22 protein-coding genes are annotated in these 24,719 nt (G+C 65.7%); 17 read left to right on the plus strand and 5 right to left on the minus strand.

The window, feature by feature from the left end:
• The first annotated feature begins 51 nt into the window (after positions 1 to 51).
• From JOF57_RS00650 to JOF57_RS00660, 3 genes are read left to right on the plus strand one after another with little or no spacing between them, the layout of a single operon-like run.
• Positions 52 to 2,535: a cation-translocating P-type ATPase gene (locus tag JOF57_RS00650; RefSeq protein ID WP_209912655.1), complete on the plus strand. Its 2,484-nt coding sequence runs from the start codon at positions 52 to 54 to the stop codon at positions 2,533 to 2,535.
• Positions 2,536 to 2,593: 58 nt separating this feature from the next.
• Entirely contained in the window at positions 2,594 to 2,773 is a 180-nt protein-coding gene (locus JOF57_RS00655; RefSeq protein ID WP_209912657.1) for an antitoxin, read from the plus strand.
• Positions 2,774 to 2,776: 3 nt separating this feature from the next.
• Positions 2,777 to 3,223, plus strand: coding sequence for a type II toxin-antitoxin system Rv0910 family toxin (locus tag JOF57_RS00660; protein ID WP_209912659.1), 447 nt, complete (start codon positions 2,777 to 2,779; stop codon positions 3,221 to 3,223).
• A 91-nt stretch (positions 3,224 to 3,314) separates the two neighbouring features.
• Here JOF57_RS00660 and JOF57_RS00665 read toward each other — a convergent pair whose 3' ends face one another.
• Genes JOF57_RS00665 through JOF57_RS00685 form a run of 5 tightly spaced genes read right to left on the minus strand, consistent with a single transcriptional unit; the run spans position 3,315 to position 9,543 of the window.
• On the minus strand, positions 3,315 to 4,799 hold the full coding sequence (locus JOF57_RS00665) for an acyl-CoA synthetase (protein WP_209912661.1): 1,485 nt from the start codon (positions 4,797 to 4,799) through the stop codon (positions 3,315 to 3,317).
• Positions 4,796 to 5,581: an SDR family NAD(P)-dependent oxidoreductase gene (locus JOF57_RS00670; RefSeq protein ID WP_209912663.1), complete on the minus strand. Its 786-nt coding sequence runs from the start codon at positions 5,579 to 5,581 to the stop codon at positions 4,796 to 4,798. The genes JOF57_RS00665 and JOF57_RS00670 overlap by 4 nt, the downstream gene beginning before the upstream one ends.
• 2 nt (positions 5,582 to 5,583) lie before the next feature.
• The gene (locus JOF57_RS00675) at positions 5,584 to 7,137 is read right to left on the minus strand and encodes an AMP-binding protein (RefSeq protein ID WP_209915649.1); all 1,554 of its coding nucleotides are present in this window, start codon (positions 7,135 to 7,137) and stop codon (positions 5,584 to 5,586) included.
• An 18-nt stretch (positions 7,138 to 7,155) separates the two neighbouring features.
• Positions 7,156 to 7,893 (minus strand): GntR family transcriptional regulator, encoded by a 738-nt coding sequence (locus JOF57_RS00680; RefSeq protein WP_209912664.1) that lies wholly within the window; start codon positions 7,891 to 7,893, stop codon positions 7,156 to 7,158.
• A gap of 42 nt (positions 7,894 to 7,935) precedes the next feature.
• The gene (locus tag JOF57_RS00685) at positions 7,936 to 9,543 is read right to left on the minus strand and encodes an SMP-30/gluconolactonase/LRE family protein (RefSeq protein ID WP_209912666.1); all 1,608 of its coding nucleotides are present in this window, start codon (positions 9,541 to 9,543) and stop codon (positions 7,936 to 7,938) included.
• Between the two features lie 153 nt (positions 9,544 to 9,696).
• Here JOF57_RS00685 and JOF57_RS00690 point away from each other — a divergent pair, with 153 nt between their 5' ends.
• The 14 genes from JOF57_RS00690 to JOF57_RS00755 all read left to right on the plus strand — a co-directional run bounded on the left by JOF57_RS00690 (position 9,697) and on the right by JOF57_RS00755 (position 24,696).
• On the plus strand, positions 9,697 to 10,557 hold the full coding sequence (locus JOF57_RS00690; protein ID WP_209912668.1) for an SDR family NAD(P)-dependent oxidoreductase: 861 nt from the start codon (positions 9,697 to 9,699) through the stop codon (positions 10,555 to 10,557).
• On the plus strand, positions 10,554 to 11,915 hold the full coding sequence (locus tag JOF57_RS00695; RefSeq protein ID WP_209912670.1) for an aromatic ring-hydroxylating oxygenase subunit alpha: 1,362 nt from the start codon (positions 10,554 to 10,556) through the stop codon (positions 11,913 to 11,915). Before JOF57_RS00690 ends, JOF57_RS00695 begins: the two co-directional genes overlap by 4 nt.
• Before the next feature lie 66 nt (positions 11,916 to 11,981).
• A complete protein-coding gene (locus JOF57_RS00700) occupies positions 11,982 to 13,154 on the plus strand; it encodes an LLM class flavin-dependent oxidoreductase (RefSeq protein ID WP_209912672.1) in 1,173 nt (390 codons plus the stop codon).
• A complete protein-coding gene (locus JOF57_RS00705) occupies positions 13,151 to 15,007 on the plus strand; it encodes a flavin-containing monooxygenase (RefSeq protein WP_209912674.1) in 1,857 nt (618 codons plus the stop codon). The genes JOF57_RS00700 and JOF57_RS00705 overlap by 4 nt, the downstream gene beginning before the upstream one ends.
• Positions 15,004 to 15,846, plus strand: coding sequence for a TauD/TfdA dioxygenase family protein (locus tag JOF57_RS00710; protein WP_209912676.1), 843 nt, complete (start codon positions 15,004 to 15,006; stop codon positions 15,844 to 15,846). The genes JOF57_RS00705 and JOF57_RS00710 overlap by 4 nt, the downstream gene beginning before the upstream one ends.
• Positions 15,843 to 16,763, plus strand: a complete 921-nt coding sequence (locus tag JOF57_RS00715; protein WP_209912678.1) for an SDR family NAD(P)-dependent oxidoreductase — start codon at positions 15,843 to 15,845, stop codon at positions 16,761 to 16,763. Before JOF57_RS00710 ends, JOF57_RS00715 begins: the two co-directional genes overlap by 4 nt.
• Positions 16,760 to 17,899, plus strand: coding sequence for a CaiB/BaiF CoA transferase family protein (locus tag JOF57_RS00720; RefSeq protein ID WP_209912680.1), 1,140 nt, complete (start codon positions 16,760 to 16,762; stop codon positions 17,897 to 17,899). The genes JOF57_RS00715 and JOF57_RS00720 overlap by 4 nt, the downstream gene beginning before the upstream one ends.
• 20 nt (positions 17,900 to 17,919) lie before the next feature.
• Entirely contained in the window at positions 17,920 to 19,074 is a 1,155-nt protein-coding gene (locus JOF57_RS00725; protein WP_209912682.1) for an acyl-CoA dehydrogenase family protein, read from the plus strand.
• A gap of 5 nt (positions 19,075 to 19,079) precedes the next feature.
• Positions 19,080 to 20,000 (plus strand): acyl-CoA dehydrogenase family protein, encoded by a 921-nt coding sequence (locus tag JOF57_RS00730; protein ID WP_209912684.1) that lies wholly within the window; start codon positions 19,080 to 19,082, stop codon positions 19,998 to 20,000.
• Complete coding sequence (locus JOF57_RS00735) at positions 19,997 to 21,160, plus strand: acyl-CoA dehydrogenase family protein (protein WP_209912686.1); 1,164 nt, start codon at positions 19,997 to 19,999, stop codon at positions 21,158 to 21,160. The genes JOF57_RS00730 and JOF57_RS00735 overlap by 4 nt, the downstream gene beginning before the upstream one ends.
• Positions 21,160 to 22,206: an acyl-CoA dehydrogenase family protein gene (locus JOF57_RS00740; protein ID WP_209912688.1), complete on the plus strand. Its 1,047-nt coding sequence runs from the start codon at positions 21,160 to 21,162 to the stop codon at positions 22,204 to 22,206. The genes JOF57_RS00735 and JOF57_RS00740 overlap by 1 nt, the downstream gene beginning before the upstream one ends.
• An 18-nt stretch (positions 22,207 to 22,224) precedes the next feature.
• Positions 22,225 to 22,782, plus strand: a complete 558-nt coding sequence (locus tag JOF57_RS00745) for a hypothetical protein (RefSeq protein ID WP_209912690.1) — start codon at positions 22,225 to 22,227, stop codon at positions 22,780 to 22,782.
• 69 nt (positions 22,783 to 22,851) lie between these two features.
• Positions 22,852 to 23,625: a VOC family protein gene (locus JOF57_RS00750; RefSeq protein WP_209912692.1), complete on the plus strand. Its 774-nt coding sequence runs from the start codon at positions 22,852 to 22,854 to the stop codon at positions 23,623 to 23,625.
• 240 nt (positions 23,626 to 23,865) lie between these two features.
• Positions 23,866 to 24,696, plus strand: coding sequence for an SH3-like domain-containing protein (locus JOF57_RS00755; protein ID WP_209912694.1), 831 nt, complete (start codon positions 23,866 to 23,868; stop codon positions 24,694 to 24,696).
• The last annotated feature ends 23 nt before the right edge of the window (positions 24,697 to 24,719 follow it).

A 24,719-nucleotide genomic window follows, 5' to 3' on the forward strand; every position in this document is an offset into this window, starting at 1 on the left:
GCAAACTGACCTCTGATCAGGACGACTTCGACGGGACGAGGACTTTCGCGGATGACGACGATCAATGTCACCGGTCTCACCGACGCCGAGGTGGCCCAGCGGGTAGCCGAGGGCAAGAGCAACGACGTTCCGACGCGTGCTGCGCGCAGCATCTCGGAGATCATCCGCGGCAACGTGTTCACCCGGATCAACGCGATCCTCGGTGTGCTGTTCCTGATCGTGATGTCCACCGGGTCGTTGATCAACGGGGCGTTCGGCCTGCTGATCATCGCCAACAGCGCGATCGGCATCATCCAGGAGATCCGGGCCAAGCAGACCCTGGACAAGCTGGCCATCGTCGGGCAGGCCAAGCCCACCGTGCGCCGGGAATCCGGTAGTCGCGCAGTGCTGCCCAGTGAGGTGGTGCTCGACGACATCATCGAACTCGGGCCCGGCGACCAGATCGTGGTGGACGGCGAGATCATCGAGGAGTCCAATCTCGAGGTCGACGAGTCGTTGCTGACCGGTGAGGCCGATCCGATCGTCAAGGATGTCGGCGACGCGGTGATGTCGGGCAGCTTCGTGGTGGCAGGTTCCGGCGCCTACCGGGCCACCAAGGTGGGACACGAGGCCTACGCGGCCAAGCTGGCCGAGGAGGCCTCCAAGTTCACCCTGGTGAAATCCGAACTGCGCAACGGCATCAACAAGATTCTGCAGTTCATCACCTACCTGCTGGTGCCGGCCGGCCTGCTGATCATCTACAGCCAGCTGTTCACCGTCGACCCCGAGATCCAGGACTCGCTCAAGCAGACCTACCACGACATCGTCGACAACGAAGGCGGTTGGCGGGAGTCGCTGGGAATCATCATGAGTCAGATCTTCACCACCGATGCGGTGTGGCATGAGCCGGTGCTGCGCATGGTCGGTGCGCTGGTTCCCATGGTTCCCGAAGGCCTGGTGCTCATGACGTCGCTCGCGTTCGCGGTCGGTGTGGTGCGGTTGGGCCGGCGTCAGTGTCTGGTCAATGAGCTTCCCGCGATCGAGGGTCTGGCCCGGGTCGACGTGGTGTGTGCGGACAAGACCGGCACGCTGACCGAAAACGGTATGCGCGTCAGCGATCTGAAGACTTTCGCCGAGGGTGACGTGGCTGACGTGCTGGCCCAGTTGGCCGCCGACGACGCCCGCCCCAACGCCAGCATTGCGGCGATCGCCGAGGCCTTCGCGACACCGCCGGGATGGCAGGCCACCGCGACGGCGCCGTTCAAGTCGGCCACCAAGTGGAGTGGCGCGTCGTACGGCGAGCACGGGAACTGGGTGATCGGCGCCCCGGATGTGCTGTTGGATCCGAGCTCACCGGAGGCCGAGCAGGCTGAACAGATCGGTGCGCAGGGGCTGCGGGTGCTGCTGGTCGGGTCGTCCGATCTGGCGGTCGACGCGCCGAAGGCGCCCGGCACCGTCACGCCCGTCGCGCTGGTGGTGTTGGAGCAGCGGATCCGCCCCGATGCCGGTGCCACGATCGATTACTTTGCCTCCCAGGACGTTACGGTCAAGGTGATCTCCGGTGACAACGCCGTGTCGGTAGGTGCGGTGGCAGGCAAGCTCGGCCTCCACGGCGAGACGATGGATGCCAGGAAGCTGCCCCAGGAACCGGAGAAACTGGCCGCGACCCTGGATGAGTACACGACGTTCGGCCGGGTGCGTCCGGATCAGAAGCGCGCCATGGTGCACGCCCTGCAGTCACGCGGGCACACGGTGGCCATGACCGGTGACGGTGTCAACGACGTGCTGGCACTCAAGGACGCCGACATCGGCGTCGCGATGGGTTCGGGCAGTTCGGCTTCGCGTGCAGTGGCGCAGATCGTGTTGTTGGACAACAAGTTCGCCACGTTGCCGTATGTGGTGGCCGAGGGCCGGCGGGTGATCGGCAACATCGAGCGTGTCTCGAACCTGTTCCTCACCAAGACCGTGTACTCGGTGCTGTTGGCGACCCTGGTGGGGCTGGCCGGGTTGTCGTCCGTGTGGTTCGGCACCGACCCGCTGTTGTTCCCGTTCCAGCCGATCCACGTGACCATCGCGGCCTGGTTCACCATCGGCATCCCGGCGTTCATCCTGTCGTTGGCCCCGAACACCGAACGGGCACATTCGGGTTTCGTGCGCCGCGTGATGACGGCAGCGCTGCCCTCGGGCCTGGTGGTCGGCACCGCCACGTTCGTCTCCTACCTGGTGGCCTATCAGGGCCGTGCGGCCAGTTCGGTGGAGCAGACCCAGGCTTCGACGGCGGCGCTGATCACCTTGCTGGTGGCGTCGCTGTGGGTGCTGTCGGTGGTGACCCGACCGTACGAGTGGTGGCGGGTGGCATTGGTCGCAGTGTCGGGCCTGGCGTACGTGCTGATCTTCTGTTTGCCGCTGACTCGACGTCTGTTCATGTTGGATCCGTCGAATCTGAAGGCCACCGCGGTTGCGCTGGGCATCGGCCTGATCGGAGCCGCGTTGATCGAGGTGGTGTGGTGGGTGCAGGGCAGGATGTTGGGGGAGAAACGGCGGTTGTGGAGATAGCTGGCTGCGGGGACAATGGCCAGCGTTCGGTCGAAAATCGAGAAGATAGGGTGGGCTGATGGGATTCCTGGACAAGGCCAAGAGCCTGTTGTCGCAGAACGCTGACAAGGTTGAGCAGGCCATCGAGAAGGCCGGCGACATCGTCGACGAGAAGACGCAGGGCAAATACTCCGGCGCGGTCGATAAGGCGCAAGAAGCGGCGAAGAACGCCATCAACAAGGAAGAACCGCAGCAGTAGCTTATGGCCAAATTGTCTGTCTCCGTCGATGTCCCGTTGCCGCCGGAGAAGGCGTGGGAGTACGCCTCTGATCTCTCCCGTTTCGACGAGTGGCTCAGCATCCACCGGGCCTGGCGGTCGAAGTTGCCCGAGACCCTCGAGAAGGGCTCGGTCCTCGACTCGATCGTTGAAGTCAAGGGCATGCTGAACCGGGTGAAGTGGACGCTGGTGAGCTACAAGCCGCCGCAGTCGCTGACCCTCAACGGCGACGGCCGTGGCGGGGTGAAGGTCAAGCTGATCGGAAAGATCACGCCGGCGCCGGTCGATGGTGTCGACGGCGCGAAAGTGTCCTTCGACGTGCACCTCGGCGGGCCCGCCCTTTTCGGTCCGATCGGCATGGTGGTCGCCGCCGCGCTCAAGGGCGATATCCAGCAGTCGCTGAACAAGTTCAAGGCGCTCTACGCGTCGTAGTTCCTCCCACGTTTCTCCCACCTTCCTCCCGCGAGCAGACGTGAAAGTCCCCGGAAATACCTGTTTTGGGGTGCTTTCGCGTCTGCTCGCGCTATGAGGTGAGGCGGTCGCGCAGTTCGCGCTTGAGCACCTTGCCGTAGCTGTTCTTCGGTAGCGCGTCGATGAACTCGTAGCGCTTGGGTCGCTTGAACCGGGCGATGCGTTCCAGCAGATGGGCGTCGAGGGCTGCGGCGTCGACTTCGCTTGAATCGCCGGCGACGACGAACGCCACCACCACCTCGCCCCAGTCGGCGTCGGGGGTGCCGACGACACCGGCCTCGACCACACCGGGGTGTTCGAGGAGTGCTTCTTCCACCTCGCGCGGGTAAATGTTGCTGCCGCCGCTGATCACGACGTCCTTGGATCGGTCGCGCAGGGTGAGATAGCCGCGGGCGTCGAAGGAACCCATGTCGCCGGTGTGCAGCCACTCGTCTTTGAGGGTGGCGGCGGTGGCGGTGGGGTTGTTCCAATAGCCGGACATGACGACGTCGCCGCGGCAGACGATTTCGCCGATCTCGTCAACCGCGGCCGGGATTCCGTCCTCGGCGAGGACGGCGACCTCCACGCCTGAACGCGGATAGCCCACCGAGCCGAGCGTCGCATCGTCGGCATCTATGTGATCGGCCCGGCGCAGGCCGGTGATCGTCATGGGGGCTTCGCCCTGCCCGTAGAGCTGAACGAAGATCGGGCCGTAGGCGGCCAGCGCCTTCTTGAGGCTGTCGACGTACATCGGCCCGCCCCCGTAGACGACGGTCTTGAGGTTCTCGGGACGGGGCCTGCCGGTCTGGATCAGGCGTTGCACCATGGTCGGTGCCAGAAAGGCGGCGGTGCCGGGGTGATGGCCGCACAGGTCCAGGAACTCGTCGGGCTCGAACGCCGCGGATTCGGGCACCACCTGCCGGGCGCCGCGCAGCACATAGGGCGGGATGTACAGGCCGGAGCCGTGGGACATCGGGGCGCCGTGGATCAGGCTGCAGTTCTCGTCCGGGTCGTCGAAATCGGCCAGGTGCGCCACCGTCATCGCCATCAGGTTGCGGTGGGAAAGCATGGCGCCCTTGGATTTTCCGGTGGTGCCACTGGTGTAGAAGAGCCAGGCCAGGGCGGCCGGATCGGTCGACGGCGGGGTCGCAGGGGCCGTGGCGAACCGGGCCGTGTAGTCCGGGCTGCCGATGGTTTCGACCGGGATGTCGGTGCCGGCGGTCAGGCCTTCGGCGATCTTGGCCGACGCGAACACCTGCGCCGCACCGGAATCGACCAGGATGTCGGCCATCTCGCGGGGATGCAGCTTGTAGTTGATCGGTACGAAAACGCATTCAGCGGCCCAGATGGCGAACATCAGCTCGACGACCTCGGGCCGGTTCTCGCTGGCGACGGCGATGCGGGTACCGCGATCGCCGAGGGCCTTCAGCGTGGTGGCCAGCCGCAGGGCCCGGTCGCGCAGCTGCGCCCACGTCAGCAGCTGGCGTTCGCCGCAGTACACCGCCCCACGGTCGCCGAAGCGTGCGGCGGCCTGATCGAGCACCGCGAAAACGTTCATGACGGAAACCCATCCTCAATCCACTTGGAGCGCAGCGCGAAATCAGACAGGTACTTCGTCGAGCTCCACCCGCCGTCGACGACGATGGTCTGTCCGTTGATGAAGCTGCCGCCGTCGGAGCACAGGAACGCCACGGTGGCGGCGATGTCCTCGACCCGGCCCAGTCGGGTGTGCGGGGTCATCTCGGTCTGCATCTTGCGGAAGCCCGGGTCGTTGAGGCGTTGTTCGACCATCGGGGTGACGGTGACGCCGGGGGCCACCGCGTTGCAGCGGATGCCCTGGGCCCCGTACTGGCAGGCGATGTGCGTGGTCAGTGCCGTCAACCCGCCCTTGGCCGCGGAGTACGCGCCGCCGCGCAATCCGCCGACAACCGCAAATGTGGAGGTGATGTTGATGATGGCCGAACCCGGTCCCATGTGCGGTATCACGTCTCGGGCCAACCGAAATGGTGCGCGCAGCATGATGCCGAGGAAGTGGTCAAGGGTTTCATCGTCGGTCTCGTGCAGGGGCTTGGGGCTGCCCACACCGGCATTGTTAATCAGAAAGTCGATACGGCCCCAGCGGGCCAGCGCGCCCTCGACGATGCGTTGAGTGGCATCGTCGGCGGTCAGGTCGACGGCCAGCGTGGCGATGAGGTCCGGATCGCGGACAGTCTTGGCCAGGTCGCCGAGTCGTTCCTCATCGCGTCCGGTCCCGAGTACGGCTATTCCGGATTCGGCTAGCGCGGTGGCGCAGCCGAATCCGATGCCGCTACTGGCCCCGGTGACGATCGCAACCTGCATCTCTAGGCACCTTTCAGCTGTGCTCGGATGTGATGTTTCAACACTTTTCCTGCGTCGTTCTTCGGCAGGGCATCCCAGATCTCCACCCGCTCGGGCGATTTGAACCGGGCCAGCCCGTGTTCGGCCAGCACCCGGCCCACATCGGCCACGTCGGGGTGCTGACCATCGGCCGTCACCAGCACCGCGCAGGCGCGTTCCCCGGTGCGTTCGTCGGGCAGGCCGACGACGGCCACCTCGGTGATGCCGAGTTCGCCGACCAGGATGTCCTCGACTTCTTTGGGGGAGATGTTCTCGCCGTTGCGGATGATGAGGTCCTTGGCGCGTCCGGTCACCTGCAGGTAGTCGCCGTCTACCCAGCGGCCGAGGTCCCCGGTGCGGAAAAAGCCGTCCTCGTCGAAGGATTCGATCTCGTCTTCGGAGTGCAGATAACCCCGCAGCATCTGCGGGCCACGGGCCCGGATCTCGCCGGAGACGAGCCGGACCTCAGCGATGCCGGTGCGGCCGTCGGTCTCGGCGGCGTGCTCGATCCTTCCCGGGTCCAGTGAGCCGACCGTGGTGACCGGTACCTCCGTGGAGCCGTACACCCGGCTGACGACGGCCCGGTCGAAGTAGTCAGCTGCGCGCCGGATGAGCGATGGTGGCACCGACGCGCCACCACAGATGAACACCTTGAGATCGGGCAACCGGGTGCCGGCCCGTTCGGCGGCGCCGAGCAGTTGTTCCAGAAACGGTGTCGCCCCGGCCATGTGGGTGCAGCCGTGTTCGGTCATCAGTGTTGCGCCGTTCTCGGCATTCCAGCGCTGCATCAGCACCGCGGTGCTGCCCAGCAGCAGCGGGCATTCGAAGGCGTAGATCGAGCCGCCGATGTGCGCGATGGGTGAGGGCACCAGGAAGGTGTCACCCGGGTCGACCCTCCAGTGCTCGCCCAACTGGCGGATCAGTGCGTTGATCGAGTTATGGCTGTGTAGTACGCCTTTGGGGCGCCCGGTGGTGCCAGAGGTGTACATGATCATCCGGATGTCATCGGGGTCGAGCGTCGGAAGGTCCCGATCCGGAGCGTCGCGTAGCGCGGTGAAGGCACGGTGCGGTCCCGGATCCCCGCGCAGCACCACCACTTCCGGCGGGGTGTCCAGCTGGCTGCACACCCGGGTGAGCATGGCCGCGTAGTCATGGTTGCCGAATTGGGCGGGTATGAAGATCGCCCGGCTCTGCGCGTCATCGAGGATGAAGCGCAGTTCGCGGTCCCGCAGTGAGGGCAGGATCGGGTTGACCACCATGCCGGCCAGCGTGGCGCCCAGATAGATGACCGCGGCCTCGTGCCAGTTGGGCAGCATGAAGGACACCACGCTGCCCGGTGGCATCCACGCGGCCAACTGCAGGGCCAGAGCCTGTGCCCGGGTGTGCAATTCGTGGGTAGTGAGCCTGGTGCCCGCGTCGACCAGCAGCACCCGGTCGGGCGAGCCATGCGCCGCTTCGGTCAGCGCGTCGGCCAGGGTGGTGGACACCCACAGCCCGCGGGCGTAGGCGTCCGCCGCGCGGTCTTCGTCCCATCGCACCGAGTTTCGCACCACGACTCAGCCCTTGACCCGACGCATCGTCATGGCATGCCGGAACCGGCCCGACGGATGGGTGTTGACGGTGACCTGGGCGACCTCCCCGTCGGAGGTGGTGTACGTCCGTTGCATCTGCAGGGCTGCGGTACCGGGGACGACCTTGAGGCCCGCAGCCAGTTCGGGGGACGTGACGATCGCTGAGATCTCCTGGTGTACCTCGATGATGCTGACCCCGAACAGATCCTCGATCAGCGGGAAGATCGGGCCGGAATGCCGTTGCAGCAACCGGCCGACCCCGGCGAAGCTGCGGTTGATGTAGTACTCGGTGCGGCACACCGGCGCCGCGTCGTCATCGGCCTGGCGGTAGCCGCGCACCGCCAGCCACTGCTCCCCGAGGGGGAGTCCGGTCCGCTCGGCCAACTCGCCGTCGATCGTGACCATGGCATTGGACTCGATGGTGAACTGTGCCCCGGTGGCGAACGCCAGCAGGTCGTTGATCGAGACCACGTCTTGGGCATAGGTATTCGCTGCGGCTCGCGGTGCCACTGTGGTTCCGGCGCGCGGTCGCGAGGTGACCAGGTTGTCGTCGCGCAACCGTCGCAGTGCTTCGCGCACGGTGTAACGGCTCACCTCGAAGCGCTCGCAGAGTTCGTATTCGGTGGGCAGTTGGGAGCCCACGGGGTAGACCCCGTCGACGATCTCCTTGCGCAGGGTGCGCGCCACCTGAAGGTAACGGTGGTCGGCCGGACTAACTGTCATGCGGGATCCGCTCCGCTTCTCGCTGGCCTGTCATGTTCTCGCTCAGGCCCGGCGCAGCGCCAGCACGCTGCCGTCGCCGTCACCCGAGATGTAGAGCGTCCCATCGGCTCCCGCGGCGATCCCGGCGAACGGGCCCTGCGGGCCGGAGAACGGGGGCATGCCCTTCAGCGGCTTGGGGGTCACTCCTGGCGGCGGTCCGACCGGCAGTCCGGAGACAAGGACGGAGCGGGACGCTGTGTCCAGGTCGTAGCTGATGAGCTCCTTGCTGCCGGCGTCGACGATGTAGACGGCGCCGTCGCGCACGAGAATGCCGTGTGGCGTGTGCAATCCGTCGACCAGTGGGGCGGCGCCTCCGCTGCTCACGCGGACGACTGCGCCGGCCACCGACACCAGCGGTGCATCGTCGGGTCCGATCACCACGCCCACCGGGGTGTCGAGGCCCGAAGCCAGCACGTCGACGGAGCCGTCGCGCACCGACAGCAGCCGTCCCGCGCCCTGTTCGACCACCAGCGCAGCGCCGTCGGGTGCCAGGGCCACCCCGCAGGGCTGGTCGATGCCGCTGGCCAGAATCTGGCTCACCCCTTCCGCGGAGCCTTCCTGGCCGCCCGGGGAATAGCGGGCCACGGTGTCGGCGGCGGTGGTGACGATGAATTCTCCTGGGCCCGAGGCGATCACCCCGCGCAGGAAGCCCGGATATCCAGGAGAGAACAGCATCGCGACGGTCTGCAGGGCACCGTCCGGGCCGACCCGGTAGAAGTAGGTGCCGTCGGCGATGTACAACTCGCCGTCCGCGCCCACGGTCAGATCCAGCGGCCAGTTCAGGCCGCCAGGCAGTAGCGACCGGGTGCTGCCATCGAGGATCTCGGTGATCTCACCGGTGAAGTTGGAGACGAACAACCGGTCGCCGACGAAGGTGCAGTTGTCCAGGCCGGGAGTCAGCTGGGCCAGCAGTGTCTGCTCACCGTTGCGCGGGTCGATGCGCAGCACCTGGCCGCTGGCCACCTGGGTGGAGACGATGAAGCCGTCGGCGTCGAACTTGACCGAGTCCGGTACCCCCAGTCCGCCGGCCACCACCTCGGGTTGCCCGCCGTTGGGGTCGATGCGCCAGATCTCGTTGGCACCCATCACCGGGAAGTAGAGCAGCCCGTCGGGGCCGACCTCCATGGCGTTGGGGGAGGGCACGTTCTCCAACAGGATGCGCGGGGCGCCACCGGCGAGGTCGAATTCCATGAGCCGGCCGCCTTCGCGGCATTCGCCGACGAACAGCCGACCCTGGTGAAACGTGATGCCGTTGGCCGAGGGGATGTCGTCGCGCAGCACGCGGGTGCGGCCGTCGGCCCCGCGCACGCTGACCCGGCCGTCCATCACTTCGGTGGCATACAGGTTGCCGTCGGCGTCGAACGCGACGTCGTCCGGAGCGACGATGTCGCCGCCCTTGGCGCTGACGGTTTCCAGTCGCCCGGTCACCAGGTCGAGGGCGCTGATCTGGCTGCCGGTCACCTGCGCGACGTAGATCCGCCCATCCGCGCCGGTGCGCAGGCCGTTCGCGCCGAAAAGCCGGCTGGGCGCGGTGACCTGCTCCAGCGTCCAACTCCCGGCGACCGTGGGGTTTGCGGTGTACCTGGCATCGGATACCGATAGCGCGCTCATGACCTCGGACGTTAGCAAGTTCGCGTAGTCCAGACAATAGTGGTCTGAGTGTTCAGATCTCCCCTTGACGGTGCATAAGTGCTGGGGAATAGTGTTCTCCAATATGGAAATCGCAATATTTTGTCCGGACAAATAGGCCGATAGGGGTTGAGCATGGAGAGCTCCCTGAGCCTTGACGGCCGGGTAGTGGTGGTGTCGGGTGCCGGAGGTGGCGGCATCGGTACCACCGTCACTCGAATGGCGGCCGAGGCCGGGGCCACGGTCGTGGCCGTGAGCCGGTCGCAGGACAACCTCGACACCCACGTCGCGCCGTTGGCCGACAAGGGGTTGAACGTCGTGGCGGTGGCGGCCGACGCGTCGACGGACGAGGGTATTGCGACCGTGCTGAAGAAGGTGCGCCGGCTCCAATCTGACGGACAGGGGACGCTCTACGGACTGGTCAATGTCGCCGGTGGAGCGGCCCCGTCGACCTGGATGCCGGCCACCCGGGTGTCACGGGCCGACTGGCGCGAGTTGTTCACCGCGAACCTCGAAACCATGTTTTTCATGAGCCAGGCGGTGGCCTCGGAGATCCGCGCGCAGGGCAATCCCGGCTCGATCGTGTCGGTGTCCTCGATCAGCGGAATGAACACCGCGCCGTATCACGTCGCCTACGGCACCGCGAAGGCCGCGATCGTCGCGGCCACCAGAACCATGGCCGTCGAACTGGCGGATGCCGGCATCCGGGTCAACGCGGTCGCCCCCGGCGTGACCGAAACCGCCGCCTCGGCAACCTATGTCGACGCCGACCCCGACCGTGACCAGCGCGCGATCGCGATGGGCCGGCGTGGCACACCCGAGGAACAGGCCGGCGCCATCCTCTTTCTGCTCTCCGACCTGTCGACCTACATCACCGGCCAGACCATCCTGGTCGACGGCGGACTCAACCTCCGCTGGACCCATCTCGGCGGCGACAACACCTCGCTGTTCCTCAAGGACGAGAACTTCCGCGCGGCCATCAGGAGGCATGAGTGACCGAACCAGAAGAATTGTCGGGCCCGACAACTATCGGGGTCGACGCCTACATCTCACCGGAATACGCCCGCAACGAACGGGATCGCCTGTGGCGCAAGGTGTGGCAGCAGGTGGGCCGGATCGAGGACCTACCGGAGGTAGGCGGCTACCTCACCTACGACATCCTCGACGATTCGATTCTGGTGGTGCGCACAGCCGCCGGATCCGCTGCGGAATCCTTTGCCGCCCATCACAACGTGTGCATGCACCGAGGTCGGCGCCTCATCGACACACCGGACGGTGCCAAGAATGCCTGCGAACGCACTCGCAAGTCGTTCATGTGCGGGTTCCATGGCTGGACCTACGACCTCAAAGGGGCCTGCACCCACATCCGCGAGCAGGACGACTGGCAGGGCGCTCTGACCCCGGAGAACACCCATCTGGCCGGCGTCCGCGTCGACACCTGGGGCGGCTGGCTGTTCATCAACATGGACCCCGACTGTGAACCATTGGCCGACTTCCTGTTTCCCGCCGCCAAGATCCTCGATCCGTTCGGTCTGGAGAACATGCGCTACAAGTGGCGCAAATGGTTGAAGTTCGACTGCAACTGGAAGGTCGCGATGGAGGCCTTCAACGAGACCTACCACGTGTTCACCACCCACCCCGAGTTCAACAAGTTCGGCGAGTTCAAGGGTTGGGCCAAGGCGCAGGGCAAGCACTCCAACATCGGCTACGACGCGCCGAAGGACATGGAGGAGACCAAGTCCAAGATCCGGCTCGGCACGGGCGATCCGCGCATCTCCACCGCTGAGATGCAGGTCTACACCATGGAAGAGACCAACGCGACAACCACGCAGACCCTGGTCAACGCCGCCAAGCGCCTGGTCGACGAACTGCCCGAGGGCACGCCCGCCGACAAGGTGCTCGAGCACTGGCTGTCCTCGGCCCGCCGCGACGACGAGGCCCGTGGCGTGACCTGGCCGACCATCCCGCCCGACATCCTCGGGCAGAGCGGCACCGCGTGGCAGATCTTCCCGAACTTCCAGATCGGCCAGGGCCTGACCAGTGCGCTGTGTTACAGCGCCCGGCCTGACCCGAGTTACGACCCGGACAAGTGCATCTTCGAGGTGTCGGTGTTCGAGCTCTATCCCAAAGGTCAAGAGCCGCAGACCGAATGGGAGTACACCCCGCCGGACAGTCCGAACTGGCGCTCGGTGCTGCCCCAGGACTTCTCGAACATGGCCGCCGTTCAGCAGGGCATGAAGTCGGCCGGATTTCCGGGCACCAAGCCCAATCCGTACCGCGAACGCAGCACCGTCAACCTGCACTACCAACTTTCCAAGTACATGGGCGTCGGAGAACCCCAAGACATCCAGTGATTTGGGTGCATCCAGCGGCGGTCAGCGCCGCCAACCGCACACAAATCGCCCGATAAGGAGCGAACCATGAAGGTCAATTTGGGTACGGGAGCACAGAACTCCCACGATTGGGACCGCGTGCTCGCGGGGGATTTCAGCACCCCGCCGGCCACACCGGACTACCAGTGTGTCGAGGCCGCGCTGGCACTCGGTGACCTCGCCGAGCCGCTCGGCTTCGACGGGATCTGGTTCCCCGAGCACCACGGCACGCCATACGGCATGACGCCCAACCCGATTCAGGCCCTGACCTATTTCGCCGGACGGACCGAGCGGGTCAGCCTGGGTACCTTCGTGGCGGTGGTGCCGTGGTGGAACCCGATCCGGTTGGCTACCCAGATCGCCTATCTCGACATCGTATCCAAGGGCCGCTACACCACGATCGGCCTGGGCCGCGGTGTGTCCAAGGGTGAGTTCGCCGCTGTCGGCGTGCCACGTGAGGAGAGCCGCGACCGCTTCAACGAGACGCTGGACATCCTCAAGCTGGCCTTCTCCGGCGAGCGGTTCTCCTACGAGGGCAAGATCTTCTCGTTCCCCGAGATGTCGCTGCGTCCCGAGCCGATCAGCACCGACCTGTTCGACCGGATCTACAGCTCGTCCTCGACCGCCGAATCTCTGGAGATCCTGTCCCGGCGCGGCATGGTGCCGCTGTTCGTCGGCAACAAGCCGATCACCGATGCCGGCGAGGAAGTCCGCAAGGTCAACACCTTCCGTGCCGAAGAGGGCCTGGGACCGTGCCAGCCCAAGAACGTGATGTTCATGTACTGCGTGGGATCCGAGGACGAGGTCGCTCAGACCGAGGAGTGGATCTGGACCGCCAACCGGGACGTCAACGTGCACTACGGTTTCGCCGACGCGTCGAACTTCCAGGGTGTCAAGGGGTATGAGGCCTACGCTGCCCGCGAGGCGAGCGCGACGGCCGTGCTGGCCTCAGAGGTCGGCAACCAGAAGAAGGGCGGCCCGCCCGGATACCACGCCTCCAACCTGTTGATCGGCACGCCCGAGACGGTGTTCGAGAAGCTGAAGGCCGCGCAGGAGGCGTGCTCGTTCTGCGAGGTCACCATCGTCCCGCAGTTCGGCACCATGCCCTACGAGTTGGCCATGGAATCCACCAAGCTGTTCGCCGCCGAGGTGCTGCCCGCAGTGCACGAGATGGAAGCCCCGCTGCACGCTGCCGCGCTGCCGGAGAAGGCCAACGCATGACCCAGCCGGACACGTGCGGGCCCACCGACACTCCCACCGATTTCGACATCGACGCGATCCGGGAGAAGTACGCCGCCGAGCGGGCCAAGCGTCTGCGGCCCGAGGGTGCCGACCAGTACCTGGAACTGGAAGGCGATTTCGCCGACTTCTATGAGGTCGACCCGTACACGACGGCGACCGAGCGGGACCCCGTCAGCGAGGACGCCGACGTTGTCATCCTCGGCGGTGGGTTCGCCGGCCTGCTGGCCGGTGCGTACTTGAAGAAGGCCGGTGTCGAGGGGATCCGCGTCATCGAGATGGCCGGCGACTTCGGTGGCGTGTGGTACTGGAACCGCTTCCCGGGGATCCAGTGTGACAACGACGCGTACTGCTATGTCCCGCTGCTCGAAGAGCTCGACTTCATGCCGAGCAAGAAATTCGCCGACGGCGCCGAGATCTTCCAGCACTGCCGCAACATCGGCAAGTATTTCGGCCTGTACGACGGTGCCTTGTTCTCCACCCAGGTTCGTGAAATGTGTTGGGACGACGCGACACAGCGCTGGCAGATCAGCACCGACCGCGGCGACGATATCCGGGCCCGCTTCGTGGTCATGGCGCAAGGCTCCTACAACCGTCCGAAATTCCCAGGAATCCCGGGGATCAACGACTACCGGGCTTCTGGTGGCCACGTGTTCCACTCCGCACGGTGGGATTACGACTACACCGGCGGAGATGCCGACGGTGGCCTGAACAAGCTGGCGGACAAGCGCGTCGCCCTGGTCGGCACCGGTGCGACAGGTATCCAGTTGGTGCCGCACCTCGGTCGCGATGCCCAGGAGCTCGTCGTCTTCCAGCGGACTCCGTCGTCGGTTGACGCGCGAACGAACCCGCCGACCGATCCGGCGTGGGCGGCGTCCCTGGAACCGGGCTGGCAGGAAGAGCGGAAACGTAACTTCCACAACTGGTCGCCGTTCGTCGGCGTGGTGTTCGGCGAGCCAGATCTGGTGTGTGACTTCTGGACCGAGCTCGGGCGCAATCTGACTGCCCGGATTGCGGCCAGCGATGACCCGGCCGCGGTGACCATCGAGCAGATCATGGCGTTCCGGGAAGAAGAAGACTTCAAGATCATGGAGCGGCTGCGGCGGCTCGTCGGCGACATCGTGGAGGATCCCGCGACTGCCGAGGCGTTGAAGCCCTACTACCGCTTCATGTGTAAGCGGCCGACGTCGAGTGAGCAGTACCTGGCGACGTTCAACCGTCCCAATGTGACCCTTGTCGACGTCTCGGCTTCGAAGGGGGTGGAGAAGCTGACCGAGAAGGGCATCGTGGCCGACGGTGTCGAATACGAGGTCGACTGCGTGATCTTTGCGAGCGGCTTCGAGATCTCCACCGAGATCAGCCGTCGGTTCGCGATCGATCGGATCACCGGGCGTGACGGGCTCGAGCTGTTCGACTACTGGCAGAACGACTACAAGACCCTGCACGGCATGACCAGCCGCGGATTCCCCAATCAGTTCTTCATGGGTTTCATCCAGGGCGGCGTGTCGGCCAATACCACGGCGATGTTCGAACAGCAGGCCAAGCACATCGCCTACATCATCGCCGAGGCGCAGGCCCGGGGTGCCACCACGGTCGAGCCGAGTCAGGAGGGTCAGGACCACTGGGTCTCGACGGTCCGCGAACTGGCGATGGACAACTCGGCGTTCGAATTGTCCTGCACGCCTGGCTACTACAACAACGAGGGCCGCGGTGGCGCGGAACGCAACGGTGCGTTCCTGGGTGATTTCTATTCACCCGGGTTCTACGCCTTCGACGAGCTGATCGCGCAGTGGCGGGACAATGGTGATCTCGATGGATTGGAGCTCACCTCATGACCACGTCAACTGCACTCGACACCCGGGATATCAAACCGCGCATCGGAACCGAGATCCGTGCCGACAAGGCGACGCTGCTCTCCGGCGAGCATGCCGGACAGATCCGGGAACTGCTAGAGCAGCGCGGGGTTCTGGTGTTCCCGCAGGTCGGGTTCAGCGACGACGAGCAGATCACCTTCACCGAAACCCTCGGTACGTTCGCCGCCGAGCATCAAGGCGAGAGGCTTTACAAGGTCTCACTCGATACCGAGGTGAACAAGCATGCCGACTACCTCAAGGGTTCGCTGTACTGGCACATCGACGGCACGATGAACGAGGTGCCGATCCGGGCCTCGCTGCTGCAGAGCGTAGCGCTGGGTAACCCGGAGGAAGGCGACACCGAGTTCTGCAATACCTACGCCGCCTACGACGACCTGTCCGATGAGGACAAGGCGGACATCGAGGGACTGCGGGTCATGCACTCGGCGTGGAACACGTTGTTCTACTACGACCCCGAACCGAGTGCGAAGACGCTGCGGCGCATGATGGCGATCGGTGATCGCGAGCTGCCGTTGGTGTGGACGCACCAGTCCGGCCGCAAGTCGCTGGTGCTGGGTGCCACCGCGCGCCACATCGTCGACACCGACGGCCCGATCGACTTCAGGAAGAGCATCGAACTGCTGGTGCGGCTGCGGGATTGGGCCACCCAGCCCGATTTCACCTATCGGCACAAGTGGACCGTCGGCGATTTGGTGATCTGGGACAACACCGGAACCATGCACCGGGCCACACCTTATGACCCGATGTCGGGCCGGCTGCTGCAGCGCACCAAGCTCGAGGGCGAGGAGCCCTTCGCTTGAGTACTCAGCACAGGTTCGACGACCGGGTCGCCGTCATCACCGGCGGCGGCCGGGGACTGGGCCGTGAATACGCGCTGCTGCTGGCATCGCGGGGCGCGAAGGTCGTCGTCAACGATCCGGGTGGCAGTGTCACCGGCGACGGCGCTGATTCCGCGCCCGCACAAGACGTTGTCGACGAAATCGTCTCGGCGGGTGGACAAGCCGTAGCGGTCACCGATTCGGTGGCCACACCTGAAGGCGGCCAGGCCATCATCGACGCCGCCCTCGAGCGCTTCGGCCGGGTAGACATCCTGATCCACAATGCCGGCACGGTGCGTCGCGGCTCGCTCAAGGACATGAGCTACGACGATTTTGACGCGGTGCTCGACGTGCATCTGCGCGGCGCATTTCACGTGGTTCGCCCCGCATTTCCACTCATGTGCGAGGCCGGTTACGGCCGGGTGGTGCTGACCTCGTCGATCGGCGGGCTGTACGGCAACCATGAGGTGGCCAACTACGCCGCGGCCAAGGCCGGGACCCTGGGGTTGTGCAACGTGGCGGCGCTGGAGGGCGCCGCCGAGGGTGTCCTGTGCAATGCGATCGTGCCGGGTGCGGTGACCCGCATGGCCGAGGGGCTGGACACCTCGGCATATCCGCCGATGGGCGCGGACCTGGTGGCCCCGGCCGTGGGCTGGCTGGCGCACGAATCCTGTTCGGTCACCGGTGAATTCTTTGTGGCGATCGCCGGAAGGCTGGCCCGTGCGGTCGTCGCCGAATCGCCTGGGGTGTACCGACCGTCGTGGACCGTGGAGGAGGTCGGGGAGCAGATGGACGCGATACGCGATCTTTCCGAGCCGGTGATCTTCCCGGTGGTTCCCGACGGGCACGCCGATCACATCCGCTACAGCTTCGGGGCCGCTCAGGGGGTCCGATCATGACAACGGGTCCACTGCACGGGGTTCGGGTCATCGACCTCACCGCGATGGTGATGGGGCCGTACTGCACGCAGATCATGGCCGACATGGGTGCCGACGTCGTCAAGATCGAGACACCGGCGGGCGACAACACCCGCTACATCTCGGTCGGACCGGCCCCGGGCATGAGCGGGGTGTTCGTCAACGTCAACCGCGGCAAGCGCAGCGTGGTGCTGGATCTGCGATCGGAGCAGGGCAAGGCGGACCTGCGTGCACTGATCGCCGACGCCGATGTGTTCATCCATTCGATGCGGGCCAAGGCCATCGCCAAACTCGGGTTCGGTTACGACGACGTGGCGGCTGTCAACCCGGGCATCGTCTACACCAACTGCTATGGCTACGGCCGGCGTGGCCCGGACGCCGACCGCCCCGCCTACGACGACACCATTCAGGCCGAATGCGGATTGCCTGCCGCGCAACAGCAATTGACCGGTGAGGCGTCCTATGTCGGCACGATCATGGCCGACAAGGTGGCCGGGCTGACTGCGCTCTACGCGACCACGATGGCGCTGTTTCACCGGGAGCGCACCGGCGAGGGCCAGGAGGTCGAGGTCAGCATGTTCGAGACCATGGCCTCCTTCATGCTGGTCGAACATGCCAACGGCGCCATGTTCGACCCACCCTTGGGTCCTGCGGTGTACCCGCGGGCGGTCACCCCGAACCGCAGGCCGTATGAGACCAAGGACGGTCACATCGCGGCGTTGATCTACAACGACAAGCACTGGAACGCGTTCATCGATCGGGTGCAACCCAGCTGGAACAGCCCCGAGTACGCCACTTTGGAGCAGCGGGCCCGCCAGATCGACACGGTGTACGGGTTGCTGGCCCAGACTCTGAAGGATCGCACCACAGCCGAGTGGCTGGATCTGTTCACGGAGTTGGAGATTCCGGCGGCTCCGATGCTGACCCCCGATGCGTTGTTCGAGAACGAGCACCTGAATGCGGTCGGCTTGTTCGAGACGCTGGACACCCCGCACGGCCGGGTGCGGATGCCGGGTGTACCGACCTGGTTCTCCCGCACCCCCGGTCATATCGCCGGGTATGCACCGGAACTGGGAGCCGACACCGATGCGGTGCTCGCTGAGCTCGGCCCGCGATAGACGCGATAGAAAGGCCAGGAGTGGATTTCGATTTTGGTGAGGCGGCTGACACGCTGCGCGGTGAGTTGCGTGCGCTGATCGCCGACCAGGTGCCTGCCGATTTTCTCGGCGCGTTCACCGATGACCCTGCCGATCTTGCGGTGGCCCAGCAGTTCTGCCGGACGCTGGCGCAGCAGCACTTGCTATGCAAGGCGTGGCCGGAGGAGTTCGGCGGCGGCGATGCCTCGGTGTGGGAGCAGACCGTGGTGCGCGAGGAGATGTGGGCGCACCACGAGCCGCGTGGTGCGCAGTACATGGGCGTCAACTGGGTGGGCCCGATCATCATGCGGCATGGCACCGAAGAGCAGCAGCGTAAGCACCTGCCGCCGATCGCCAACGGCGAAGTGATCTGGTGCCAGGGCTTTTCCGAGCCGGAGGCCGGTTCCGACCTGGCCTCGCTGCGCACGTTCGCCCGTCGGGAGGATGACGGCTGGCGGGTCAACGGCCAGAAGATCTGGACGTCGTACGCCACCATGGCGCAGTGGATCTTCCTGTTGGCCCGCACCTCCAAAGGTGAGAAAAAGCAGCAGGGTATGACCATCTTCCTGGTGCCGATGGATTCGCCGGGCATCACGGTTCGCCCGATCCGCACCATGATGGGCCCGCACCATCTCAACGAGGTGTTCTTCGATGACCTCTTGGTCACCGAGGCCGATGTGCTCGGCACGGTGGACCAGGGTTGGTCGATGGTGCAGGACGTGGTGTCGTTCGAGCGTGTCGGCATCGCCCGCTACGCGCGCTGCGAGCGGTTGTTGCAGTCTGCCCCCGAGGTGCTCGGTGACACCTGGGACCGGCTTCCCGCCGAGTTGCGCGGCCGGTGGACCCGGATGCTCACGCACTGCCGCCGGGCTCGGCTGATGGCTTACCGGGTGGTGTCGATGCAGGCCACCGGGCGGGTGAATCCCGGTGACTCCGCGGCATATCGGATCGCAGTGACCCGACTGGATCAGGAGAGCGCCGAGGTGCTCATGGAAATTGCTGCCGCCCTGCCGCGGGGCGGCAGTACCGCAGCCGAGTACTTCCGTGCCGAGGTCGAGGACCACTGGCGGTACTCGCAGGCGTCGACGGTGTCCTCGGGGAGCATCGAGATGCAGCGCATCCTGCTGTCCCGCACCATGTTGGCCGGAAAGGCGTGACGGCGATGATTCTCGATCTCAACGACGACGCCAAAGAGTATGGCCGCCAAGCACTCAAGGCCTTCGAGGCTGCCGGTGGTGACCAGCTGCTGGTCCAGGCCGACGCCAAACCCGATACCCGGGCCGGCCTGATCACCCCCGTCCTGGAAAGCCTGGGGGTCTTCGAGCTCGAGCCGCGCAGCGATGCGGATTCGCTGGAAGCCGCGGCCGCAGTGTGCCGCAGCGCCGGTTATTGGGCGCTGCCCTATCCGGTGGCCGAGCGGTTGGCGCGTTCGGAGGGTCTCGACGTCGACGGCCTGGTCGTGGTCGACGCCGATGTTCCCGAGGCGGCACTGCAGGGCTTGGACAACCGTTGGGCCGCAGTCACATTGGACGGTGAGCGCAGCACGGTGGCCAAGCTCGGCGGATCCGGGCCCGCGTTCGCCACCGCCCTCGAACTCTCCGCGGTAGACAGCGCAGGGGCGGGAGATGTGGCACTGGCCCTGACACTGCCGTCGTGGACGCTGCTCGGCATGTTGGACCGGGCCATCGACCTGACCGTCGCGCACGTGAGCCTGCGCAAGCAGTTCGGTCAGCCGCTGTCGTCGTTCCAGGGCGTGCAGTTCCAGTTGACCGATGCCGAGGTGGAACGCAGTGGCGTCGACATCCTGGCCAAGTATGCGCTGTGGAGCCTTGGCGCGAACCCGGCCGACGAGGCGATCAACGATGCGTTGGCGTTGCGGCTGGCCGCCGTCGAGGCCGCCGAGGTGGTGTTCCGGGTGTGCCATCAGCTGCACGGGGCAGTCGGCTTCTGCGATGAGACCGTGCTGTCCTGGCTGTCGCGCTACAGTCAGCCGTTGCGTCGCTTGCCATTCGGGGTCTCCAAGACGCGCGACACCCTGACCGCGCGGCTGGGTCGGCACGGACTCACCGGGTTGTTCTCATGAGCGAGCTCGACGATTTCCGGGCCACCGTAAAGGACTGGTGCGCAAAACACGTACCGAAAGACTGGCGTCCCAACCAGACCGGCGTCGGCGACGACGAGTTCGCAGCGTTCCAGAAATCCTGGTTCGCCGAGCTGCTCACCGCCGGATACGCCGTGCCGCACTGGCCCGCCGAATGGGGCGGCGGCATGTCCGTACCCCAGCAGATCGTGCTGTACCAGGAACTGGCGGCCCACGATGCGCCGCGCCTCGTGTTGGCGTTCGTCGGGATCCACCACGCCGCCTCCACACTGCTGGCCGCAGGTACAGACGAGCAACGCAGAAAGCACCTGCCGGCGATCCTCGACGGCGAGATCTGGGTGCAGGGCTTCTCCGAGCCGGAGGCCGGATCCGATCTGGCGGCGTTGCGCACCACGGCCCGCGCCGAGGGCGAGAACTTCGTCGTCAACGGCCAGAAGTTGTGGGCCAGTGGCGCGTTGCACGCCGACTGGTGTCTGCTGTTGGCGCGTACCGACCCGGATGCGCCCAAGCGGCACGGTATCTCGTATTTCCTGATGGACATGACCACGCCCGGCATCGATGTGCGACCGATCAGAAATGCCGTGGGGGATTCGCATTTCTGCGAGATCTTCCTCAACGACGTCGAGGTGCCCGCGGCCAACCTGATCGGCCCGGTGAACAAGGGCTGGCAGGTCGCCCAGGCCACGCTGGGTGCCGAGCGCGGCATGACCATGCTGGAATTGTCCGAGCGTCTGGGTAATGCGGGCTTCAGGTGGCTGCTCGAAGCTGCCCCGACAGACGATCCGGTCGTGGCAGATCGGCTGGCACAGTTCGAGATCGAGTTGACCGGACTGCGTGGCTTGTGCCGGGATCTGGTGGAGCGCACGGAGGCCGGGTCGGCCGGGCCGGCCGACGCCTCGATCGTCAAGCTGTACTACAGCGAACTGTTGCAGCGGATGACCGGCTTCGGTGCCGAGATCGGCGGCCTGCACGCCCACACCGTGATCGCCAAACCGGCCTCCAGCGGCTGGGAGTCGGGCGCCTGGATGCTCGATTTCATCGGATCGTGGGAATGGACCATCCCCGGCGGGGCCAGCGAGATCCAGCGCACCATCATCGGTGAGCGCGGCTTGGGCCTGCCCCGAGAACCGAGTGCGGTGTGATGAGCGAATTCTCTGACATTCATGACGAGCTGCGTTCGGTGGCAGCCGATCTGCTTGCCAAGGACCTCAACAATGACCCGGGCGACTGGGCATTGTTCGTCTCGGCAGGCTGGGTCGGACTCGACACGCCCGAGGATGCTGGTGGGGCCGGCGCCACGTTCGCCGAAGTCGCGGTGATCTGCGAGGAGCTGGGCCGGGCCGTTGCGCCCACCGGTTACCTGGGCGGCGCGGTGCTGGCCATTGGTGCCCTGAATGCGGTGCAATCCAATGATTCTCGTGACACGCTGCTGCAAGACGTGGTGTCGGGAAGTATTCGCTCCGCACTCGCCGTGCCCGGAGCGGCGGAGCCGGCGCCCTTCGAACTGGCCACCACCAGGCTGGGCTGGCGTGTCCACGGCCGGGCTGCGTTTGTGCCCGACGCGGCCGGAGCTCAGCGACTGCTTCTGCCTGCCCGTGACGCCGACGGTGTCGCGGTGCTCGTCGACGTGAGCGCCGACTCACCCGGGCTGACGGTCTCCGAGCAGTCGGTGCTCGATGAGACCCGCCGGCTGGCGACCGTGACGGCCGAGGGTGTCGAGGTCGACGCCGATGCGGTGTGGCGATTCGACGGTGACCCCGAGGAACAGTTGCGCAAGCTCACCGAACGGGCCGCGCTCGCGGTGGCCTGCGACAGCGTGGGCGTCGCGCAGGCGATGCTCGACGCCACGGTGGCCTACACCGGGGTTCGTCAGCAGTTCGGCCGTCCGCTCGGCTCGTTCCAGGCTGTCAAGCACGCCTGTGCCGACATGCTCGTGACGATCTCGGTGGCCCGTCAACTCGTGAACGCGGCCATTGAATCTCCGGGGCCTCGCGCAGTATCAATGGCCAAGGCCTATGCCACGGAGGCAGCCGTCGAGGTGGCCGGCAAGGCGATGCAACTGCACGGCGGCATCGGCTACACCTGGGAGAGCGGAGTGCACGTCTACCTCAAGCGAGCCGCGCTCAACCGGTCGCTGTTCGGGTCACCCGCCGAGCACCGCGCCAGGATCGCCCAGCGCTGGCATTGAGCTGCGTACAGTGGCCGCGTGCGCGCGGTGGCTGGGCTGTTGGCGGTGTGTGGCGTCTTCCTCTGGGGCCTGGTCCTGTCCGGATTCTTGTTGTCCGACTACTACCGGTTACGTCCGTTTCTGTTCCATCCGGTGATCTTCGGCGTCGTAGGCAGCATGGCGCTGGCGGCGGCACTCGGCCTGGTCATTCGAAATCAGGTGCTGAAGTGGTCGGCCGTCGTTCTGGTGGTCCTGGCAGGCCTGGGATGGGGCGGCATCGTGGTGTTTGCGTTGTTGGTTGCCGGCGGGCACGAGAGCGAGGAGAGACGCCTCCCGTCACCTGACGGCGGCATGGAACTGGTCGTGTTCACCGGCGGCGGGTTCACGATCGACCCGATCGCGACAGTGCGGGTGTACACCAACAACGGTCTGCTGTCGCGGGAGAGCTATCTGGGTTGCTTCAACGGCAAACGTGACGGGCTCAAAGAAGTCGAATGGACGGGTCCGCGGACGGTCCGGATCGGACGGTGGAGCGGCGGGACGACCACCATCACGCTGGACGACGGCGGGCGACCGGACCAAACGACCAGTTGTTGACCCGCGATGAGTTTTCCGCGCGGAGGTGGTCAGACCTAGCGACTGTCCATTCCGTGAAGGAGAAATATCGTGGTTACTCGTCAGAGCGCCCCGCTGGGCGCCCCCAACTGGATCGACCTGGCCACGTCCGACCTTGAGCGCGCCCAGCAGTTCTACGGTGCAGTGTTTGGTTGGACGTTCGAAACCGGCGGCCCCGAGTACGGCGGCTACGTCACCGCGGCCGTCGACGGCCAGGTGGTGGCCGGGTTGATGACCAATGACCCACAGTGGAACGCACCCGATGCCTGGACCACCTATCTGCACACCGCCGATGCCGACGCCACGGTGGCGGCGACCATTGCGGCCGGCGGGAGCAACTGCGGTGGCGTGATGGACATCCCGGCGAAGGGCCGGATGGCGATGATGACCGATACTGCGAACGGATTCTTCGGTATCTGGCAGCCGGGCGGGCATGAGGGTTTCGCGGTGTTCAACGAGGCGGGTGCGCCGGTGTACCACCAGCTGACCACCAGCGACTACGCCAAGGCGTTGGACTTCTACCGGACGGTGTTCGGCTGGACCACCCAGAAAGTGTCGGATACTGACGAATTCCGGTACAGCACAGCATCATTCGATGGAGCGGAATTGGTCGGCGTGATGGACGGATCCGCGTTCATCCCCGAGGGGGCACCGTCGGACTGGGCGACGTTCTTCGGAGCCGACGATGTGGACAAGACCATCGAGGTGATCGTCGCCAATGGCGGCTCGGTGGTGCGCCCGGCTGAGGACACTCCGTACGGGCGGTTGGCCGCGGTGACCGATCCGACCGGCGCCGGTTTCAACCTGTCGTCGCTGCAGGGCTGAGGGCGCGGTCGGCTACGCGGTCCTACCTGGATTCGGGGCGGACCGCGGCCGGTCAGCGTCGGCACAGCCGGCGCTGTGTGTTTAGCCCGTCTCATCACGATTCTGAGCTGGGATTTTCCGGCGACATTATCTCAGCTCCCGATTCCGGCAAACATGGTCCTGATCGGGTCTAGCGTGAGTTGCACCAGAGAATTCCGCGCCGTGGGCAGTGCCCGCGGCAGAGAAGGGAGTGGTCGCGCTATGGAAACAGCTGCCGAGCGCACACAGCGGCTCGCACTCATCTCCAGGCTGAAGACGACGTTCCAGGAAGACCCGGAATGGCCGATGCCGGACCAGGTCACCAGTGAACACTTCTGGGCCTACATGAAGACCTCGCACGATGTCGGCGGTGAACTGGACTTCCCGAAGGTCTATGAGAACAAGGAGGAGGAGCACTGGGAGCTGATGACCTATGTGCTCTGCGAAGTCCTTGGGTGGCAGGGGATCTGGGTTTCCGAGGAACGGCGTCGGCTGGCCAACGTCGACGTCGGGCGGCCCATCTACCTGGGGCTTCCCTACTACTGCCGTTGGCTGTGGTCGGTGGGTCGGTTGTTGATCGAGAAGAAGCACATCTCCTGGGGTGATCTGACCGACCGCCTGGCAGAGGTGCAGGCGCGCCAGCCGACGGGCACACATCTCGATGCCCAGCCGAAGTTCGAGGGTGACGGCGCGGATGTCGTCCGCAACAAGCACCACATCGAGGCCAAAGGCATCGGTGATCCGCAGGTTTTTGCCGGCAAGGCCGATCCGGCGAAGTTCAAGGTCGGGGATCCGGTGGTCGTGCGGGATCTGCCGGCGATGTTCTACACCCGCACCCCGGAGTATGTGCGCGGTGCCACCGGAGTGATCGCGGAGTGTGCCTACGAAAGTCCCGCCCCGGAAGACGAGACCTGGAACATCGAGGACGCCAAGCCGGAGTGGTTCTACATCGTGCGTTTCAAGCAGACCGAGTTGTGGGGGGAGTCCTACACCGGTCCTGCGAACGACACCCTCCAGACGGAAATCCCCGAGCGCTGGCTAGCGCCGGCCTGACCGTATCTGCCAACCGACATACC

The organism is Mycolicibacterium lutetiense, from assembly GCF_017876775.1.
Taxonomy (GTDB): Bacteria; Actinomycetota; Actinomycetes; order Mycobacteriales; family Mycobacteriaceae; genus Mycobacterium; species Mycobacterium lutetiense.